15 protein-coding genes are annotated in these 19,464 nt (G+C 61.8%); 5 read left to right on the top strand and 10 right to left on the bottom strand.

Annotated elements, in window-relative coordinates; translation table 11 throughout:
- Positions 1-29: 29 nt before the first annotated feature.
- The 9 genes from A7317_RS06185 to tcdA all read right to left on the bottom strand — a co-directional run bounded on the left by A7317_RS06185 (position 30) and on the right by tcdA (position 11,025).
- The gene (locus A7317_RS06185) at positions 30-794 is read right to left on the bottom strand and encodes an ABC transporter ATP-binding protein (protein ID WP_024073853.1); all 765 of its coding nucleotides are present in this window, start codon (positions 792-794) and stop codon (positions 30-32) included.
- 13 nt (positions 795-807) lie between these two features.
- The gene (locus A7317_RS06180) at positions 808-1,926 is read right to left on the bottom strand and encodes a succinylglutamate desuccinylase/aspartoacylase family protein (RefSeq protein ID WP_069075385.1); all 1,119 of its coding nucleotides are present in this window, start codon (positions 1,924-1,926) and stop codon (positions 808-810) included.
- A gap of 9 nt (positions 1,927-1,935) precedes the next feature.
- Complete coding sequence (locus A7317_RS06175) at positions 1,936-2,646, bottom strand: ABC transporter permease (protein WP_024073855.1); 711 nt, start codon at positions 2,644-2,646, stop codon at positions 1,936-1,938.
- Entirely contained in the window at positions 2,643-3,371 is a 729-nt protein-coding gene (locus A7317_RS06170; protein WP_024073856.1) for an ABC transporter permease, read from the bottom strand. The genes A7317_RS06175 and A7317_RS06170 overlap by 4 nt, the downstream gene beginning before the upstream one ends.
- A gap of 57 nt (positions 3,372-3,428) precedes the next feature.
- On the bottom strand, positions 3,429-4,208 hold the full coding sequence (locus A7317_RS06165) for a transporter substrate-binding domain-containing protein (RefSeq protein WP_024073857.1): 780 nt from the start codon (positions 4,206-4,208) through the stop codon (positions 3,429-3,431).
- Between the two features lie 245 nt (positions 4,209-4,453).
- Positions 4,454-6,088, bottom strand: coding sequence for an ATP-dependent DNA ligase (locus tag A7317_RS06160; protein WP_024073858.1), 1,635 nt, complete (start codon positions 6,086-6,088; stop codon positions 4,454-4,456).
- A complete protein-coding gene (locus A7317_RS06155) occupies positions 6,085-7,089 on the bottom strand; it encodes a ligase-associated DNA damage response exonuclease (protein WP_069075384.1) in 1,005 nt (334 codons plus the stop codon). Before A7317_RS06155 ends, A7317_RS06160 begins: the two co-directional genes overlap by 4 nt.
- A gap of 135 nt (positions 7,090-7,224) precedes the next feature.
- Positions 7,225-9,666 (bottom strand): penicillin acylase family protein, encoded by a 2,442-nt coding sequence (locus tag A7317_RS06150; RefSeq protein WP_069075383.1) that lies wholly within the window; start codon positions 9,664-9,666, stop codon positions 7,225-7,227.
- Positions 9,667-10,215: 549 nt separating this feature from the next.
- The gene (gene tcdA / locus A7317_RS06145; protein WP_069081314.1) at positions 10,216-11,025 is read right to left on the bottom strand and encodes a tRNA cyclic N6-threonylcarbamoyladenosine(37) synthase TcdA; all 810 of its coding nucleotides are present in this window, start codon (positions 11,023-11,025) and stop codon (positions 10,216-10,218) included.
- Between the two features lie 218 nt (positions 11,026-11,243).
- Between tcdA and A7317_RS06140 the strand changes: the two genes are divergently transcribed.
- The 4 genes from A7317_RS06140 to A7317_RS06125 all read left to right on the top strand — a co-directional run bounded on the left by A7317_RS06140 (position 11,244) and on the right by A7317_RS06125 (position 16,468).
- Complete coding sequence (locus A7317_RS06140; protein ID WP_024073816.1) at positions 11,244-13,835, top strand: glycosyltransferase; 2,592 nt, start codon at positions 11,244-11,246, stop codon at positions 13,833-13,835.
- 240 nt (positions 13,836-14,075) lie between these two features.
- Complete coding sequence (gene dapE / locus A7317_RS06135) at positions 14,076-15,227, top strand: succinyl-diaminopimelate desuccinylase (RefSeq protein ID WP_024073815.1); 1,152 nt, start codon at positions 14,076-14,078, stop codon at positions 15,225-15,227.
- Positions 15,227-16,036, top strand: coding sequence for a putative RNA methyltransferase (locus A7317_RS06130; RefSeq protein ID WP_024073814.1), 810 nt, complete (start codon positions 15,227-15,229; stop codon positions 16,034-16,036). Before dapE ends, A7317_RS06130 begins: the two co-directional genes overlap by 1 nt.
- Before the next feature lie 54 nt (positions 16,037-16,090).
- Positions 16,091-16,468, top strand: coding sequence for a hypothetical protein (locus A7317_RS06125; RefSeq protein ID WP_024073813.1), 378 nt, complete (start codon positions 16,091-16,093; stop codon positions 16,466-16,468).
- Between the two features lie 81 nt (positions 16,469-16,549).
- Here the strand turns inward: A7317_RS06125 and A7317_RS06120 are convergent, their stop codons facing one another.
- Positions 16,550-16,759, bottom strand: coding sequence for a cold-shock protein (locus tag A7317_RS06120; RefSeq protein ID WP_024073812.1), 210 nt, complete (start codon positions 16,757-16,759; stop codon positions 16,550-16,552).
- Between the two features lie 180 nt (positions 16,760-16,939).
- Here A7317_RS06120 and plsB point away from each other — a divergent pair, with 180 nt between their 5' ends.
- A complete protein-coding gene (gene plsB, locus A7317_RS06115; protein ID WP_024073811.1) occupies positions 16,940-19,459 on the top strand; it encodes a glycerol-3-phosphate 1-O-acyltransferase PlsB in 2,520 nt (839 codons plus the stop codon).
- Positions 19,460-19,464 lie beyond the last annotated feature (5 nt).

Genomic DNA, 19,464 nt, shown 5'->3' with positions numbered 1-19,464 from the left:
TCCACAGACCCTCCAGGCATCGCAAAGGTTTACTTCAAATTGCCACTCAAGAACTGCTGCAGGCGCTCACTCTTTGGATTGCCCAGCACATCCTCCGGGGCGCCTTCCTCCTCCACCAGGCCCTTGTGCAGGAACAGCACCTGGCTCGACACCTTGCGCGCAAAGCTCATCTCGTGGGTGACCATGATCATGGTGCGGCCTTCCTCGGCCAGGCCCTGGATCACCTTCAGCACTTCGCCCACCAGCTCGGGGTCGAGGGCCGAGGTGGGTTCGTCGAACAGCATCACCTCCGGCTCCATCGCCAGCGCACGGGCGATCGCTACCCGCTGTTGCTGGCCGCCGGAGAGGAACGCCGGGTATTGATCGGCCACGCGCGCCGGCAGGCCGACTTTGTCCAGGTAGCGGCGGGCGCGGTCTTCGGCGTCCTTCTTGCTGCAACCCAGCACCCGGCGCGGGGCCATGGTGATGTTCTCCAGCACGCTCATATGGCTCCACAGGTTGAAGTGTTGGAACACCATTGCCAGCCGCGTGCGCAGGCGTTGCAGCTCAGCATCGTCGGCCACGCGCATGCCGTGGCGGTCGCTGACCATGCGGATTTGCTTGCCATCGAGGGTCATGGCGCCGTCGTTGGGGGTTTCCAGAAAGTTGATGCAGCGCAGGAAGGTGCTCTTGCCCGAGCCGCTGGCGCCGATCAGGCTGATCACGTCACCGGTCTTGGCCTTGAGCGAGACACCTTTGAGCACTTCATTGTCGCCATAGCTTTTATGCAGGCCTTCAACGGTCAGTTTGTACATGGGGCATGCATCCTCAAGGCGAAAGTAGGTAGCCGCTGCGGTAGGCCTCTGAGCCTGCGACATGGCCGATGACCATCCCCGCAGTGGCCATGCGTCGCAGCGAACGGGCGTAAAGCAGGCCGGCCTGCTGGCAGTGCACCGGCGTTACGCGGTCAGTGATGGGGTCGATGATTTCGGCAATCAGTTGCCCGGCCTCCAGGTATTCGCCCGGCAAGGCACTGAACACCAGCAAGCCGCCCACCGGCGTCGCCACAGGCTCGACGCCCGCCAGCGGCGTGGCCGGGTAGGGCAGGTCGGGCAGCGGGGCGACGTCGCCGTCGATCGCACCGAAGTGAATCAGGTAGTCGATGATCGCCTGGCAATCGAGGCGGGCCAGGCCGTGGTTGACGTCACCTTGGCCGCGCAACTCGACCGTCACCGAAAAGCTGCCCATGGGAATCGGGAAGCGTTCGCCAAAGCGTTGCTGCAACTGCCACCACACCAGGGTGAAACACTCATCGAAGGACTGTCCGCCGGAGTCAGTGGCCAGCAAATTGGCTTCTGAGCCGATATAGCGCGCCAGCGGCTCCACCCGTGGCCAGGCTTCTGGCGTGGTGTACAGGTGTGCCACGGCTTCGAAGTCGCAATGCAGGTCCAGCACCATGTCCGCATCGCAGGCCAGGCGTTGCAGCGCGAGGCGCTGGGATTGCAATTGGGTCTCGGCGTTTTGCGCGGCCAACGCGGTGGACAGCGCAGTGCGGATCAGTTCGACGTTGTGCCGCGGGTCATCGCCCAGCAAGGCCTCGACCTGGTTGCCCACGTCTTCGCTGAGATCGACGAACAGGCGATTGAAGTTCTGCCCGCTTTCCAGTTCATAACGGCCCAACGGGATATCCATCAGCACTTGTTCCAGGCCCACCGGGTTGGCGATGGGCACCAGTACGACTTCGCTGCGCAAGCGGCCGGCCGCCGCCAGCTGCGCCAGGCGCACCTTGAGGTGCCAGGCCACCAGCATGCCTGGCAGCTCGTCGGCATGCAGCGACGACTGAATGTAGATCTTGCCTTCGGCCTGCTCCGGGCCGAAATGAAAGCTGTGAATCTGCCGCGCCGTGCCGGGTACTGGCGCGATCAGCTCATGAATCTGATGACGCATGAAGGCTCCTTAGTGACTCGGCCCGAGAAACGCCAGCCAGCGGCGCTCCGCCAGACGAAACAGACCGACCAGGGCAAAGGTCACGGTCAGGTAGATCAGCGCAGCGATGCCGAAAGATTGAAAGGTCATGAAGGTGGCCGAGTTGGCGTCCCGCGCGACTTTCAGGATGTCCGGGATCGTCGCGGTAAAGGCCACTGTGGTCGAGTGCAACATCAGGATCACTTCGTTGCTGTAGTAGGGCAGCGAGCGACGCAACGCTGACGGCATGATCACATAGGCGTACAGCTTCCAGCCGCTGAGGCCATAAGCCTTGGCCGCTTCGACTTCGCCGTGGGCCATGCTGCGGATCGCCCCGGCGAAGATCTCCGTGGTGTAGGCGCAGGTGTTGAGGGCAAAGGCCAGGACGGTGCAGTTCATTGCATCGCGAAAGAACGCATCGAGGACCGGTTGCGCGCGCACGGCGGCAATGCTGTAGATGCCGGTGTAGCAAATCAGCAGTTGGATATACAGCGGCGTGCCCCGAAACAGGTAGGTATAGAACTGCACCGGCCAGCGCACCAGCGGGTTGCGCGATACCCGGGCGATGGACAGCGGGATCGACACCAGGAAGCCGATGACCAGCGAGGCGCTGAGCAGCCACATGGTCATGGCCAGGCCGGTAATGTGCTGGCCGTCGCTGTAAAGGAAGGGGCGCCAGTATTGCTGCAAGAGTTCGATCATCGCACGGCCTCCCGTGAGCCTGCGGAGTAGCGACGTTCAAGACGACGCAGGACAAAGTTCGATGCGCTGGTGATCAGCAAGTAGATCAGCGCAGCGAGCACCAGGAAGTAAAACAGTTGATAGGTGCTCTTGCCGGCATCCTGGGCAGCCTTGACCAGGTCGGCCAGGCCGATGATCGACACCAGCGCGGTGGCCTTGAGCATCACCATCCAGTTATTACCGATACCCGGCAGGGCAAAGCGCATCATCTGCGGGAAGGTCACATAGCGGAAACGTTGCCCGCGCTTGAGGCCATAAGCCGTGGCGGCTTCCAATTGGCCGCGGGGGACGGCGAGGATCGCACCGCGAAACGTCTCGGTGAAGTAGGCACCGTAGATAAAGCCCAGGGTGATCACCCCGGCGCTGAAAGGGTCGATCTCGATGTATTCCCATTCCATGAAGTCGGTAAGACCGGTCAGCCAGGTTTGCAGGCTGTAGAAAATCAGCAGCATCAGGACCAGGTCGGGTACACCGCGAATCAGGGTGGTGTAGAGCTGGGCGGGGATGCGCAGGAAGGGCAGGCTGGAGAGTTTGGCACTGGCACCGAGCAAGCCCAGCAACACGCTGACGGCCAACGACAGCACCGATAGCTTCAGGGTCATCCAGGTGCCTTGCAGCAACAGCGGGCCGAAACCCTTCAAGCTGAATGCGCTCAGCCCGAGGGTTTGCAACAGATCTTCGAACATAAATCAGGACCTATGGCGATAAAAAAGCGCCCCTTCAACGAAGGGGCGCCCCAGGCATTATTTGCCGCTGTACAGGTTCAGATCGCCAAAGTGTTTCTTCTGGATGGTGGCGTAGGTGCCATCATCGTGTAACGCTTTGATACCTTTATCCAAAAGGGCCTTCAGTTCAGTGTTACCTTTTTTGATACCGACCGCGGTTTTCGACGGCAGCAACGGGTCATCGATGGCTGCGCTGACTTCGTAGCCCGCCCCGGCTGGTGACTTCAGGAAGCCCAGTTCGGCTTGCAGCATGTCCTGCACGGACGCGTCGAGGCGACCGGAGGTCAGGTCGGCGTAAACCTGGTCCTGATTGGCGTAGGCCTTGGTGGTTACACCGGCTTTATCCAGCACGGCCTTGGCGTAGGCTTCCTGGATGGTGCCTTGCTCGTAGCCCACGGATTTGCCTTTGAGCGACTCTGGTGTCGAGTAGCCGGCGCCTTTCTTGAAGACCAGCGAAGTCGGGCCGGAGAACAGCTCGTTGGAGAAGTCGATGGCCTTCATACGGGCCTCGGTGACGGTCATCGAGGAAATCACACCGTCGAACTTGTTGGCTTTGAGGCCCGGAATCATGCCGTCGAAATCACTTTCGACCCACTTGCACTTCACTTTCAGTTCGGCGCAGATCGCGTTACCCAGGTCGATATCGAAGCCCACCAGGCTGCCGTCGGCAGCTTTGGACTCGAACGGCGCGTAGGAAGGATCGACACCAAAACGCAGTTCCTTGTATTCCTTGGCCAGCGCGGTACCGGCGGCCATGCACAGAGCCAGTGCAGAAAGGGTCAGCAATGCTTTTTTCATTATGTAATCCCTGGAAACCAAGATAAGCGCTTGTGGCGCGTTTAGGACTGTTACTGAACGGTGTCAGACGGATCACAAGTAGCAATTTCTGCACCATAGTTCCGAATGATCGTTTTAAAAGGTGGGAAGAGGGAGTTATAAGTATAGGAGATGCCCGAAAATGGGCATTGAAAACTGAGCGCACCATTTCGGAACATTTGCAGATCCCATTGTGGGTGGCCGCTAGCTCCCACAGGTGTTCTGCGTCAGGCCAGTAAGTCCTGCAGGGTGGCAAGGTTATCCGCCTCATCCACCGCCTTGTCCTGGCGCCAGCGCAACATCCGCGGGAACCGCACTGCTATCCCGCTCTTATGCCGCTTGGACAGGGCAATGCCTTCGAACCCCAACTCGAACACCATGCTTGGCGTTACGCTGCTGACCGGGCCGAACTTCTCCACAGTGGTCTTGCGCACGATGGCGTCGACCTTGCGCATTTCTTCATCGGTCAATCCTGAATACGCCTTGGCGAACGGTACCAAGGTGCGTTCGCTGCCGGCCGGGCCGTCCCATACTGCAAAGGTGTAGTCGCTGTACAGGCTGGCGCGTCGACCATGGCCGCGCTGGGCATAGATCAACACCGCATCGACGCTGAACGGGTCGACTTTCCACTTCCACCACACGCCCATGTCCTTGGTGCGGCCTACTCCGTACAGGCCTTCGCGCGCCTTGAGCATCATGCCTTCCACCCCAAGCTGGCGGGAGGCTTCGCGTTGCTGGGCGAGGTCCTGCCAGGTGGTACCCGTCAGCAAGGGCGATGCCAGCAGCACGGGTTGGTTGCACTGGGTAATCAGCCGTTCAAGTTGGGTGCGGCGTGCCGCCTGGGGTTGGTTGCGCCAGTCGTCGCCCTGATGCTCCAGCAGGTCGTAGGCCAGGACCGCGACCGGAGCATCGTCGAGCACTTTTTTGCTCAAGGTCTTGCGGCCAATGCGCTGTTGCAGCAGCGCGAACGGTTGCACCGCGTCCTTCCACACCACGATCTCACCATCGATCACCGTGCCATCGGGCAGGCCGCTGGCCAGGCTGTGCAGTTCGGGAAAACGCTCGGTCACCAGTTCTTCACCCCGGGACCAGATCCACAGGCGGCCCTCACGCTTGACCAGTTGCGCGCGAATGCCGTCCCACTTCCATTCCACCTGCCAGTCGGCGGGCGAACCGAGCAGGGTGTCGAATTGCTCGACCGGCTGAGACAGTCCGTGGGCGAGAAAAAACGGATAGGGCTGTCCGCCCCGTTGGGCATGTTCGTCGGACGATTCGGCGGCGATCAGCTTGAGGTAGCCTTCGGCCGTCGGCCGGTTGGACAGGTCGGTGTAGCCCACCAGGCGCTGGGCCACGCGCTTGCTGTCCAGATCAGCCAGGGCGGCGAGGGCGCGGGTGACCAGCAACTTGGACACCCCCACGCGAAAGCTGCCGGTGATCAACTTGACGCACACCATCAGGCTCGGTTGATCCAGTTGCGCCCACAACGCGGGTAAGCGTTCGGCCAGGTCCTGGGGCGACAGGCCACGCAGCGGCAGGAGCTTTTCTTCGATCCACACCGCCAGGCCGTCATGGGAGGTGTAGGCCGATTCTGGCAATAACAGCGAAATCGTCTCGGCCAGGTCACCCACCGATTGGTAGCTTTCCTCAAACAGCCACGGGGCGATCCCTGAGGCTTCGGTGGCCATGTCTCGCAGCAGGCGGGTGGGTACCAATTGCCGAGGACGCCCGCCGGACAGGAAATACACCGCCCACGCGGCGTCTTCGGGCGGGGCCTGCAGGAAGTAGGCTTGTAATGCGGCAAGCTTGGCGTTGCTGGAGGTGGTGGCGTCGAGGTTGGCGTACAGCTCGGCAAAGGCTTTCATGGCGTGGTCTCTTCTTCGTCATCTCCGTATTCGGTGCTGAAGCTCTGGGCGTCCAGGCCTTTTTCCCGCAGGTGGCGCACCAGAACGCCGACGGAGCCATGGGTGACCATTACCCGTTCGGCGCCGGTTTGTTCAATGGCCCACAACAGTCCGGGCCAGTCGGCGTGGTCCGACAGCACAAAACCCCGGTCCACCCCGCGCCGCCGCCGTGTACCACGCAGGCGCATCCAACCGCTGGCGAAGGCATCGCTGTATTCGCTAAAACGGCGTATCCAGCTACTGCCGCCGGCGGAGGGCGGCGCGATGATCAGGGCTTGGCGCAGCAACGGGTCGGTCTTTTTGAAGTCGCCGGCGTAAAGGGTTTCGGGAATGTAGATACCGGCTTCGCGGTACACCCGGTTCAGCGGTTCGACTGCGCCGTGGCTGAGGATCGGACCGATGCTGGCGTCGATGCCGTGCAGGATGCGTTGGGCCTTGCCGAAGGAATAACAGAACAACACGCTGGCCTTGCCGGCCGCGATATTGGCCTGCCACCAATCATTGATGCCGGCAAAGATCTGCGCCTGGGGCTGCCAGCGGTAGATCGGCAGGCCAAAAGTGGATTCGGTGATAAAGGTGTGGCAGCGCACTGGCTCGAATGGCGCGCAGGTGCCATCGGGTTCGACTTTATAGTCACCGGACGCCACCCAGACTTCGCCCTGGTATTCCAGGCGTACCTGGGCGGACCCAAGCACATGCCCGGCCGGGTGGAAGCTCAAGGTGACGCCGTGATGCACCAGTGGCTCGCCATAGGCCAGGGTTTGCAGGTTGATGTCCTGGCCCAGGCGCGAGCGCAGGATACCTTCGCCGGGACCTGCGGCGAGGTAGTGCTGGTTACCGGTTCGGGCGTGGTCGCCGTGGGCGTGGGTAATGACCGAGCGTTCCACCGGGCGCCACGGGTCGATGTAGAAATCACCGGCGGGGCAGTAGAGGCCTTCGGGCCGGGCGATGACAAGGTCCATGGGGCGTGCCGGGGGCAATGGGCTTATCAGTAGGAGGCAGGGGGCAGCGCAGAAGTTCTATCTGAATGCATGGGGGGCAAATGTGGGAGGGGGCAAGTCGCATCGTCGCACCGCCCCTCCCACATTTTGAAGCGTTTACTTGCCTGGGGTCAGGGTCAACCTGGCCTTCCCGTACACCTTATCGAAGTTCTGCGGCTGCATCGGGAAGCTCAGGTATTGCGCCTTGAGCGCGGCGTCGATGCCGTTGGCGTAGTGGGGGCTGGCGGGGTTGCCGGACTGGCCAATGCCACCCTGGCCCATCATCGGTTCCGCCTGGCCGAAATCGACGATCATGCGCAATGCCGGCACCTGGGTGGTGTTGAAATCCTGGCCCCAGCTGTACGGTGCCGGGTTCAAGGTGGTGTGGTCGCCACCGGACGCCAGTGGTCCGCGAATCACTTGGCCGCTGGTGTTTTTCCAGGTGGTGCTGTGCAGCTTGCCCCATTGCCAGGCCTTGTGATCACTACCCAACTGGCTGTCGCCGGCCGTGATCGCGGCGGCCAGGCTGCGGGCGAGGATCGCCGGTTTGTCTTCTTTTTGCGCGGTGCGCACGTCATCCCAGAACGGGCTGTCTTCGCGGCCCAGCAGGTGGTCGGCCTGGGCGGCGTAGGACAAGCTGGCGTTACTGACAAAGGCTTTCCAGCTTGCGCTGTTTTCCGGGCCGAGTTCGTCGAGGAAGATCTGTTTGCTGCTTTCCTGCAGGAACAGCTCGTAGATCGCCGCGTCGGTGGAGGTGGGGGCCAGGCGACCGTCAAAGGCCATCAGGCGATTCAGCGCTTCCCGCGCCTTGGCCTGTTCAGCGGCTGGCAATGCATCGATCGCCTGTTTCAGGGGCTGGGCCATGCCCGGTGCCTGGAACATGTTCTTGAGCTTGGCGGCGAACGTGGTGGTCTGGTCGTATTGCATGGCAATCATGCTGCGGCTGTCATGCTTGCCGGCATTGGCCAGTTGCGCCAGGCGCTCGCTGCGCTCCGGCGCATCCCACGAGTTCGACAATTGCATGCCATAGCCACGCGGCGCGGTGCGCTGGTTGGCGGTGCCGATCCAGCCCTGGGCCGGATCCTGGTCGTACGGGTGCAGCATGGCGTCGGCGTAACCGTCCCAGTCGAAGCGCGCATCCCAGCCCGGCGAGGGCAACAGGCCTTCGCCTTCGCGACGGTTGGGGAAGCGGCCAGTGACCTGCCAGCCAATGTTGCTGGCGTCGGCGAACACCATGTTCAAGGCGATGGCGCGAATCTCGCGGGTCGCGTCCGAGGCTTTGCCGGCATTTTGTGCACGGGACAGGTCGAAGAACGCGTCCAGGCTTTTGTCGTCCTTGAAGTCGGCGGTTTGCAAGGCCAGGCCAAAACCACTGGTCAGTGCCTGGCTGCTGTTAAGCAGGGCGCCGTGGCGGGTTTCGTACACCACTTCGCGAATCGAACGTTGGCCCTTGATGAAGAAGGTTTCGTTACGCACCCCAGCCGGTAGCCATTTGCCGTTGTTCTCGTAGTACAGCGCGCTGCCTTGGCGTTTGACCTTCTCCAGGAACAGGTCCTGGGTGTCGCCCTTGACGGCGCTCATGCTCCACGCGACTTTGCCGTTGAACCCCGACAACAGAGTTGGCAGACCGGCGATCGAGGCGCCGACCGCCTGGTATTTCGGGGCGCGGATCTGCACGTAGTTCCACGGCGAAGGCGCTTGCGGCTGGGCCGCGAGGTCGTTGGCCAGCAGGCTTTTACCGCTGCGGCTGCGTTGCGGGCCGATGGCCCAGTTGCTTGAAGTCGTCACCGCCAGGGAATTGAGTGTGCTCAATTGCTGGCTGACCGTGTCCAGCCCGGCCAGGCCGGTGATCTGGCTGAGGTTCACGCCCTTGAGCTTCTCCGCTTCGGCCAGGGGGATCGGTTCATCCGGTGCGCTTGGGGTGAGCCAGGCGAGCTTGTCGGCGCCGACTTTCTGGGCGAGTACCAGGGACGCCAGTTCTTCCTGCAGGTTGGTTGCCTCGCTGAAATTCAGCAGGCAGAACAACAGCGCCGAATCTTCCGGTTTCCAGTACTCGGGCTTGTAGCCGGTCTGGGCCAGGTCCGGCGGCAGCTTGTCGCGGTAGCGGAACAGGTAGGCGTTGACGCCACGGGCATACACTTCAAAGAAACGCTTGAGGCGCGGCGACGAGGCGTTATACAGCTCGCCCGCACTTTTCTTGAGGTTGACCGCGCGCATGAAGCGGTCGACATCCAGCACGTCTGCACCGGACATTTCCGCCAGGCGGCCTTGGGCCAGCAGGCGCAGCGTGACCATCTGGGTGATCCGGTCGCTGGCGTGTACATAGCCGAGGCTGAACAGTGCGTCGTGGAAGGTGTTGCTTTCAATCAGCGGCATGCCCTGGGCATTGCGGCGTATCGAAACGTTCTGCGCGAGGCCCTTGAGCGGCTGCACGCCGGCAACGGGGGGCAGGGTGTCCTGGGTGCTCTGGAGCTGGCAACCGGCCAGGCCCAAGGCACTGGCCACTGCCGCGGCAACGCCGAACCGGGGAAGAAAATGTGAGAGGGCTGGCGAGGCCATGGCAAAGCTCCTGCGGGGGGTAGCGTCAGTAAAGGCGCTACGTTAGTGAGCGCGGCGATACGACGCAAGCGGGAGTTTGGGGAAAGCGTCAGATCTTGAGTCTGTTCAAATCAAATGTGGGAGGGGCGGTGTGACGATTCGACTTGCACCCGATGGCGGCCTCTGGGCCGACCAGGATGTTGGGGGAATGGGGACATATCCATTGCTGCGGTAACGGCGACTTAGGGTTCCGCTCTTACAGCGGGTCACTTTTGGAAAAGAGCCCCAAAAGTAACCAAAAGGGCTCTTGCCCCACCACTCGGCACCTCGCCTAGGCTCGGTGTGCCCGAACGCAGGCTTGAATCCGTGGGCCGCCGTCATGGGCCATCCCTGGCCCAGGACGGCTAACTGGTTTTGGGGCTGCTTCGCAGCCCAACGCGGGACAAGCCCGCTCGCCACAGGGAGATTTGTCAGGGGCTGAAAAGTTGCGTAGATACCCATGCTCATCGGGGGCAAGTCGAATCGTCGCACCGCCCCTCCCACATTTTGAGCGGTGTAAAGTTCTGAGATTCAGCTGGGTTTGACCCGCTCCGAGGGCCTACGCACCCCGGCCACGATCTTGTCCACCGCCTTGGTCGCCGCGACCATGCCGAAGGTCGCGGTCACCATCATCACCGCGCCAAACCCGCCGGCGCAGTCCAGTTTCACGCCATCACCGACAAAGCTCTTCTGCAAACAAATGCTGCCGTCCGGCTTCGGATAGCGCAGTTGCTCGGTGGAAAACACGCACGGCACGCTGTAATGACGAGTCACGGTACGCGAGAAACCATAGTCACGGCGCAGGGTCGAGCGCACTTTCGAGGCCAGGGGATCGTTGAAGGTACGGTTCAAGTCGCACACCTGGATCAGCGTCGGGTCGATCTGCCCGCCGGCGCCACCGGTAGTGATGATCTGGATCTTGCGGCGCTTGCACCAGGCAATCAGTGCGGCCTTGGCGTTGACCGCGTCGATGCAGTCGATCACGCAATCAATGTTCGGCGTGATGTACTCGGCCATGGTGTCACGGGTCACGAAGTCTGCTACCGCATGCACGGTGCAGTCCGGGTTGATGCCGCGCAGGCGCTCGGCCATGACCTCGACCTTGGGCTTGCCCACGGTACTGTCGAGAGCGTGCAACTGGCGATTGCTGTTGCTGACGCAGACATCGTCCAGGTCGAACAGCGATATCTCCCCTACGCCGCAACGGGCGATGGCTTCCGCCGCCCAAGAGCCGACACCGCCGACGCCGACGATCGCCACATGGGCCGCCTTCAAGCGGTCCAGGCCTTCAATGCCATACAAACGGGCGACGCCTGCAAACCGCGGATCTTCTGTGCTCATGACCATTACCCCAAAAACCGGCGCGCATTATAGGGCCACACCGCGACAAGTTCTAAGCTTCAAGCTACAAGTAAAGAACTTAGGTGAACATTCGCGGACTAACGTCCGGCTTTTCGCTGTCCGCTATACGCTCAGTGAGACGCCGGTGTAGGATGCGCGCCGTTCGGCGCAGGCCGACACCTCTTTTCGTTCCACACCCTTTGGAACCCGAAATCGCCATGTCATCGCGTAAATTTGGACTCAACCTGGTGGTGGTGCTGGCAATTGCAGCGCTATTCACCGGCTTCTGGGCGCTGATCAACCGCCCGGTCACTACCCCCAACTGGCCTGAACAGATCTCCGGTTTTTCTTACTCGCCGTTTCAACAAGGCCAGTACCCGCAGAAAGACCAATACCCGACCGACGACCAGATGCGTCGCGATCTGGAGATCATGAGCAAGCTGACGGACAACATCCGTACCTACTCGGTCGACGGCACCCTGGGGGACATCCCCAAGCTGGCGGAAGAGTTCGGCCTGCGGGTAACCCTGGGGATCTGGATCAGCCCGGACCTGGAACGCAACGAGCGTGAAATCCAGCGGGCTATCGAGATCGCCAACAGCTCGCGCAGCGTCGTGCGGGTTGTCGTGGGTAACGAAGCGTTGTTCCGTGAAGAGATCACCCCCGAGGCGCTGATTGTGCTGCTGGATCGGGTGCGCGCCGCCGTAAAAGTACCGGTGACCACTTCCGAGCAATGGCATATCTGGGAAAAGAACCCGCAACTGGCCAAGCACGTCGACCTGATTGCAGCGCACATCCTGCCGTTCTGGGAATACATCCCGATGGACAAGGCCGGCCAGTACGTACTCGACCGCGCCAGGGATCTGAAGAAATTGTTCCCGAAAAAACCGCTGCTATTGTCGGAAGTTGGCTGGCCAAGCAACGGCCGTATGCGCGGAGGTAATGAATCGTCCCCGGCAGACCAGGCGATTTACCTGCGTACGCTGGTGAACAAGCTGAACCGCCAGGGCTATAACTACTTCGTGATCGAGGCTTTCGACCAGCCTTGGAAAGTCAGCGACGAAGGTTCGGCCGGCGCTTACTGGGGCGTGTACAACGCCGCGCGCCAGCAGAAGTTCAACTTCGAAGGGCCGGTAGTTGCGATCCCGCAATGGCGCGTCCTGGCGATCGGATCGGTGGTGCTTGCACTGCTGTCCCTGACCCTATTGATGATCGACGGCTCGGCCCTGCGCCAGCGTGGCCGCACCTTCCTGACCTTTATCGCGTTCCTCTGCGGTTCGGTATTGGTGTGGATCGGCTACGACTACAGCCAGCAATACAGCACCTGGTTCAGCGTGACCGTCGGCATCTTGTTGGCCCTGGGCGCGCTGGGCGTGTTCATCGTGTTGCTGACCGAAGCCCACGAGTTGGCGGAAGCGGTATGGACCCACAAGCGTCGGCGTGAATTCCTGCCGGTAGTGGGGGATTCGGACTACCGCCCGAAAGTGTCGATCCATGTGCCGTGCTACAACGAGCCGCCGGATATGGTCAAACAGACCCTCGACGCCCTGGCCGCCCTCGATTACCCGGACTACGAAGTCCTGATCATCGACAACAACACCAAGGACCCGGCCGTGTGGGAACCGGTGCGCGACTATTGCGCCACCCTCGGCCCGCGCTTCAAGTTCTTCCACGTGGCCCCACTGGCCGGCTTCAAGGGCGGCGCGCTGAACTACCTGATCCCGCACACCGCCAAGGATGCCGAAGTGATCGCCGTGATCGACTCGGACTACTGCGTGTCGCCGAACTGGCTCAAGCACATGGTGCCGCACTTCGCTGACCCGAAAATCGCCGTGGTGCAGTCGCCGCAGGATTACCGCGACCAGAACGAAAGCACCTTCAAGAAGCTCTGCTACGCCGAGTACAAAGGCTTCTTCCATATCGGCATGGTCACCCGTAACGACCGCGACGCGATCATCCAGCACGGCACCATGACCATGACCCGACGCTCGGTGCTCGAAGAACTGGGCTGGGCCGACTGGTGCATCTGCGAAGACGCCGAACTGGGCCTGCGGGTATTCGAGAAAGGCCTGTCGGCGGCGTACTACCACGACAGCTACGGCAAGGGCCTGATGCCGGATACCTTTATCGACTTCAAGAAACAGCGCTTCCGCTGGGCCTATGGCGCGATCCAGATCATCAAGCGTCACACCGCCAGCCTGTTGCGCGGCAAGGACACTGAGCTGACCCGTGGCCAGCGCTACCACTTCCTCGCGGGCTGGTTGCCGTGGGTGGCAGATGGCATGAATATCTTCTTCACCGTCGGCGCACTGTTGTGGTCGGCGGCGATGATCATCGTGCCGACGCGGGTCGACCCGCCGCTGTTGATTTTCGCGATCCCGCCGTTGGCGTTGTTTGTGTTCAAGGTTGGCAAGATCATTTTCCTGTATCGCCGTGCGGTAGGGGTGAACCTCAAGGATGCGTTCTGCGCCGCGCTGGCTGGCCTGGCGTTGTCCCACACCATCGCCAAGGCGGTGTTGTATGGCTTCTTCACCACCAGCATTCCGTTCTTTCGCACACCGAAAAACGCGGATAACCACGGCTTTTGGGTCGCGATTTCCGAAGCGCGCGAAGAAATGTTCATCATGCTGCTGTTGTGGGGCGCGGCGCTGGGGATCTACCTGGTGCAGGGCCTGCCGAGCAATGACATGCGTTTCTGGGTGGTGATGCTGCTGGTGCAATCGCTGCCGTACGTGGCGGCATTGATCATGGCGTTCCTGTCGTCGCTGCCGAAACCGGCGCCGAAGGTGGAGCCTGTCACCGTCGCGTAAAAACTTGCGCAATGCACTAAACGGCGGCCTCTGGCCGCCGTTTTGCTATAAGATAACGGCCGTTTTATGAGTCTTGGCCTTGGCCAATGCTTTGTGTGGGAGGGGGCTTGCCCCCGATGGCGGTGGGCCAGTCAACAGATGCAGTGACTGACACTCAGCCATCGGGGGCAAGCCCCCTCCCACACTGAATCTGCGCCACCCTACGTCCTGCGCCCATTACACGCTTTCCGGAGTTTTACCATGACGGCCCATGCCGATCTTTCGCCGACCCTTCAACTTGCCATCGACCTGATCCGTCGCCCCTCGGTGACGCCGATCGACGCCGATTGCCAGAAGCTGATGATGCAGCGCCTGGGCGACGCCGGTTTTGCGCTGGAGCCGATGCGCATCGAAGACGTGGACAACTTCTGGGCCACCCACGGCAAGCATGACGGCCCGGTATTGTGCTTTGCCGGCCACACCGACGTGGTGCCGACCGGCCCGGTACAGGCGTGGCAAAACGACCCGTTCGACGCACTGATCGACGAAAACGGCATGCTCTGCGGGCGCGGCGCGGCGGATATGAAAGGCAGCCTGGCCGCGATGCTGGTTGCCTCCGAGCGCTTTGTGAAGGACTACCCGGACCACAAGGGCTCGGTCGCCTTCCTGATCACCAGCGATGAAGAAGGCCCGGCGCACCACGGAACCAAGGCCGTGATCGAGCGCCTGGCGGCACGCAAGGAACGCCTGGACTGGTGCATCGTCGGCGAACCGTCGAGCACTGCTCTGGTGGGCGACGTGGTCAAGAACGGCCGTCGCGGCTCCCTCGGCGCCACCCTGACCGTGCGCGGCGTACAAGGCCACGTGGCCTACCCGCACCTGGCAAAGAACCCGATTCACCTGGCCGCGCCAGCCCTGGCTGAACTGGCCGCCGAGCATTGGGACAACGGCAACGCCTTCTTTCCGCCGACCAGCTTCCAGATCTCCAACCTCAACTCCGGCACTGGCGCCACCAACGTGATCCCGGGTGACCTGACGGCGGTGTTCAATTTCCGCTTCTCCACCGAATCCACCGTCGAAGGCCTGCAACAACGGGTCGCGGCGATTCTCGACAAGCATGGCCTGGACTGGCATGTGGAATGGGCGCTGTCGGGCCTGCCGTTCCTCACCGAGCCAGGCGCGCTGCTCGACGCCGTGTCGGCGAGCATCAAGGCGATCACCGGCCGTGAGACCCAGGCGTCCACCAGCGGCGGGACCTCCGATGGACGGTTCATCGCCACGCTGGGTACCCAGGTGGTCGAACTGGGCCCGGTGAACGCGACGATCCACCAGGTCAACGAACGCATCCTGGCCAGCGACCTCGACGTGCTCACCGAAATCTACTACCAGACCCTGATCAAGTTGCTCGCCTGATGCTGGCCTGCCCCATTTGCAGCGCACCGCTCAACGCGGTGGACAATGGCGTGGCGTGCCCCGCCGGGCACCGTTTTGACCGTGCGCGCCAGGGTTATCTGAACCTGTTGCCGGTGCAGCACAAGAACAGCCGCGACCCGGGCGATAACCTGGCGATGGTCGAGGCGCGCCGCGACTTCCTCAACGCCGGGCACTACGCCCCGGTGGCCAAGCGCCTGGCCGAACTGGCCGCCGAACGCGCGCCGCAACGCTGGGTGGATATCGGCTGTGGCGAGGGTTACTACACCGCACAGATCGCCGACGCCCTGCCCCACGCCGACGGCTACGCCCTGGATATCTCCAAGGAAGCGGTCAAGCGTGCGTGCAAGCGCAACCCGGCGCTGACCTGGTTGATCGCCAGCATGGCCCGCGTACCCTTGGCCGATGCCAGCTGCCAGTTTCTCGCCAGTGTGTTCAGCCCGTTGGACTGGCAAGAGGCCAAACGCCTGCTCAGCCCCGGCGGCGGCTTGATGAAAGTCGGCCCCACCCGCGGCCACCTGATGGAACTGCGCGAGCGTCTGTACGACGAAGTGCGCGAATACACCGACGACAAGCACCTGGCCCTGGTACCGGACGGCATGAGCCTGGCGCACAGCGAGACCCTGGAGTTCACCCTTAGCCTGGCTGAGCCCAAGGACCGCGCTAACCTGCTGGCCATGACGCCCCACGGCTGGCGCGCCAGTGCCGAGCGCCGTAGCGAGGTGATTGAGGCCGTCGAACCGCTGCGGGTCACCGTATCGATGCGTTACGATTATTTCGTGCTTCAATAACCGACTTTTAAACATCCGCGAATGGATTTTCGAATCCCGCAACGAGGAACATCCATGCGCCAACCCGATATCGAGATTTACCTGAAGGACGCCGACGTCGACCACAAGGCCATTGCCGCCTGGCTGGGCGCCGCCCTCGGCCCGTGCAGCGACTGGGTGCAGAAGGGTCAGACCTACAAGTGCAAGGCCGGCAACGTGCCCGTGACCTGGCTGCCGAAAGCCGTAGGCAAGTGGAACAGCCTGTATCTGGAAAGTGACCAGACGCCGTGGGAAGACGACATTGCCTGCGCCCGCGCTGCGTTTGCTGCGCTGAATGTGGAAGTGCGCTGCGCGCCAGGGAGCTGGGTCGAGGAGGAAGGTGAGGAAAGCGCCGACACCTGGATTCGCATCAGCACAGACGGTGAAGAGCAGATCACCTGGAAAACTGCCTGAGCCTGAGCGGTAAACCACAATCAACATGTGGGAGGGGGCTTGCCCCCTCCCACATGGGTCCTGCGGTGTAACAAATCCGCATTACAAACCGACCACATCCTCTGCCTGCAAGCCCTTCTCGCCGCTCACCACGGCGTATTCCACCTGCTGGCCCTCGGCCAGGGAACGATGGCCCTCGCCACGAATGGCGCGGTAGTGCACAAACACATCCTTGCCATCTTCACGCTGGATAAAGCCATAGCCCTTGGCGTCGTTGAACCACTTCACATTACCGGTTTCACGCGTTGCCATCTGTTCACCCCCACTTGATTGTTATTGTTGAGTCGGTCGCGTTGAACTGCCGAGTATAAGACAGGCTCAAAAACGATCAACTCAAGTTTACATCGCTGCTTTTTTGCCGATTTTCGGCGAATACGGCACACTACCCGCCCGAGCACCTGCTCGGTTTTTCCCACTTGAAGCAGCTCGCCTATGACCCGCTCCCCGTTCCGCCGTCTGGTGTTTGGCACCTTGCGCCGACTGCTGTACCTCTGGGTTCGCTCGGAGACGATCAACCAGTCGTCCCTAACCCTTAACCTCGACCGCAGCCGACCGGTGTTCTATGTCCTGCAATCGCCCTCCCTGACCGAACTGGCCGTAGTCGACGCCGAGTGCACCAAGGCCGGCCTGCCGCGCCCGGTGTTGCCGGTGTCGGTGGGCCCGCTGATGGAGCCCGCGGCATTCTTCTACCTCACGCCCGAGCCCGATTGGCTCGGCCGCCAGGACAAGCGCGGCGCGCCGCCAACCCTGACCCGCCTGGTCGACACCCTCACCGCGCACGCCGAAGAGAATGCACAAATCATTCCGGTCAGCGTGTTCTGGGGGCAGTCACCCGAGAGCGAGTCCAGCCCGTGGAAACTGCTGTTTGCCGACAGTTGGGCGGTCACCGGGCGTCTGCGTCGTTTGTTGAGCATCCTGATCCTCGGGCGCAAGACCCGCGTGCAATTCTCCGCGCCCATCAACCTGCGTGAATTGATCGAGCACAATAAAGGTCACGAACGCACCGTGCGAATGGCCCAGCGCATCCTGCGTGTGCACTTTCGTAACCTGAAAACCGCTGTCATCGGCCCCGACCTGTCCCACCGCCGCAACCTGGTGAAGGGCCTGGTGAATATGCCGCTGGTGCGCCAAGCCATCGCCGACGAAGCCGAGCGCGAAAAGATCAGCCCCGAAAAGGCCAAGGCCCAGGCGTTGCGCTATGGCAACGAGATTGCCTCGGACTACACCTACACCGCGATCCGCTTCCTGGAAGTGGTGCTGAGTTGGTTCTGGAACAAGATCTACGACGGCATCAAGGTCAATAACATCGAAGGCGTGCAAAAAGTTGCCCAGGGCTACGAAGTTATCTATGTCCCATGCCACCGCAGCCATATCGACTACCTGCTGCTGTCCTACCTGCTGTTCAAGAACGGCCTGACCCCGCCGCACATCGCCGCCGGGATCAACCTGAACATGCCGGTGATCGGCAGCCTGCTGCGCCGTGGCGGTGCGTTTTTCATGCGCCGCACCTTCAAGGGCAACCCGCTGTACACCTCGGTGTTCAACGAATACCTGCACACCCTGTTCACCAAGGGCTTCCCGGTGGAGTACTTCGTCGAAGGCGGGCGCTCGCGCACCGGGCGCATGCTGCAACCGAAAACCGGCATGCTGGCAATCACCCTGCGCAGCTTCCTGCGCTCCTCGCGCATGCCGATTGTGTTCGTGCCGGTGTATATCGGCTATGAGCGCGTACTCGAAGGCCGCACTTACCTCGGCGAACTGCGTGGCGCGAGCAAAAAGAAAGAATCGATCTTCGATATTTTCAAAGTGGTCGGCGCGCTCAAGCAGCGTTTTGGCCAAGTCGCGGTCAACTTTGGCGAGCCGATCAAGCTGGCGGAATTCCTCGATGCCGAGCAACCCGACTGGCGCGCCCAGGAGCTCGGCCCGAACTACAAGCCGGCGTGGCTCAACGAAACCACCAACCGCCTCGGCGAACAGGTAGCGCGGCATTTGAACGAAGCCGCGGCAGTCAACCCGGTGAACCTGGTGGCCCTGGCGTTGCTGTCCACCACGCGCCTGGCCCTGGACGAACAGGCCATGGCCCGTCAGTTGGACCTGTACCTGGCGCTGTTGCGCCGCGTGCCCTACTCGCCCCATACCACGCTGCCCGAAGGCGACGGCATGGCGCTGATCAAGCACGTCAAGGACATGGACCTGTTGTCGGAACAGAGCGATGCCCTGGGCAAAATCCTGTACCTGGACGAGCAGAATGCTGTCCTGATGACCTACTACCGCAACAACGTACTGCACATCTTCGCCCTGCCGGCGCTGCTGGCGAGCTTCTTCCAGAGCAGTTCGCGCATGAGCCGCGAGCAGATCCTGCGCTACACCCACGCGCTGTATCCGTACCTGCAATCGGAGCTGTTTATCCGCTGGTCGCTGGAAGAGTTGGATACGGTGATCGACCAGTGGCTGGAAGCGTTCATCGAGCAAGGGCTGCTGCGCTTCGAAAACGACGTATACCTGCGCCCGGCACCGAGTTCACGGCACTTTGTATTGCTGACGCTGCTGTCCAAGAGCATCGCCCAGACCCTGCAACGCTTCTACATGGCGATCTCGCTGTTGCTCAACAGTGGCCAGAACAGTATCAGCGCCGAAGAGCTGGAAGACCTGTGCACGATCATGGCCCAGCGCTTGTCGATCCTGCATGGCCTCAATGCTCCGGAGTTCTTCGACAAGAGCCTTTTCCGACATTTTATCCAGACGCTGCTGGAGCAAGATGTGCTGCGCCGCGATGAAGCCGGCAAATTGAGCTATCACGACCTGCTCGGCGAACTGGCTGAAGGCGCCGCCAAGCGCGTGCTGCCGGCCGAAATTCGCTTGTCGATCCGCCAGGTGGCCTTGCATCGCGTGGATGGTGCTGGGGAGGCGCCAGTCGAACCTGCCCCGCTCAAGCCTGAAGAAAGCCGCTAGATTGA

Origin of the sequence: Pseudomonas fluorescens, from assembly GCF_001708445.1 — a bacterium.
Classification (GTDB): domain Bacteria; phylum Pseudomonadota; class Gammaproteobacteria; order Pseudomonadales; family Pseudomonadaceae; genus Aquipseudomonas; species Aquipseudomonas gorinensis.
Note: the sequence above shows the minus strand (reverse complement) of the source record. Positions and strands in the feature narration are given on the sequence as shown.

Coding starts and splice junctions, on each gene's coding strand:
- A7317_RS06120 (WP_024073812.1), bottom strand. CDS start 16,759: ATGGCAACGCGTGAAACCGGTAATGTGAAGTGGTTCAACGACGCCAAG.
- A7317_RS06180 (WP_069075385.1), bottom strand. CDS start 1,926: ATGCGTCATCAGATTCATGAGCTGATCGCGCCAGTACCCGGCACGGCG.
- plsB (WP_024073811.1), top strand. CDS start 16,940: ATGACCCGCTCCCCGTTCCGCCGTCTGGTGTTTGGCACCTTGCGCCGA.
- A7317_RS06125 (WP_024073813.1), top strand. CDS start 16,091: ATGCGCCAACCCGATATCGAGATTTACCTGAAGGACGCCGACGTCGAC.
- A7317_RS06185 (WP_024073853.1), bottom strand. CDS start 794: ATGTACAAACTGACCGTTGAAGGCCTGCATAAAAGCTATGGCGACAAT.
- A7317_RS06150 (WP_069075383.1), bottom strand. CDS start 9,666: ATGGCCTCGCCAGCCCTCTCACATTTTCTTCCCCGGTTCGGCGTTGCC.
- A7317_RS06170 (WP_024073856.1), bottom strand. CDS start 3,371: ATGTTCGAAGATCTGTTGCAAACCCTCGGGCTGAGCGCATTCAGCTTG.
- A7317_RS06155 (WP_069075384.1), bottom strand. CDS start 7,089: ATGGACCTTGTCATCGCCCGGCCCGAAGGCCTCTACTGCCCCGCCGGT.
- A7317_RS06165 (WP_024073857.1), bottom strand. CDS start 4,208: ATGAAAAAAGCATTGCTGACCCTTTCTGCACTGGCTCTGTGCATGGCC.
- A7317_RS06160 (WP_024073858.1), bottom strand. CDS start 6,088: ATGAAAGCCTTTGCCGAGCTGTACGCCAACCTCGACGCCACCACCTCC.
- A7317_RS06130 (WP_024073814.1), top strand. CDS start 15,227: ATGCTGGCCTGCCCCATTTGCAGCGCACCGCTCAACGCGGTGGACAAT.
- A7317_RS06175 (WP_024073855.1), bottom strand. CDS start 2,646: ATGATCGAACTCTTGCAGCAATACTGGCGCCCCTTCCTTTACAGCGAC.
- A7317_RS06140 (WP_024073816.1), top strand. CDS start 11,244: ATGTCATCGCGTAAATTTGGACTCAACCTGGTGGTGGTGCTGGCAATT.
- tcdA (WP_069081314.1), bottom strand. CDS start 11,025: ATGAGCACAGAAGATCCGCGGTTTGCAGGCGTCGCCCGTTTGTATGGC.
- dapE (WP_024073815.1), top strand. CDS start 14,076: ATGACGGCCCATGCCGATCTTTCGCCGACCCTTCAACTTGCCATCGAC.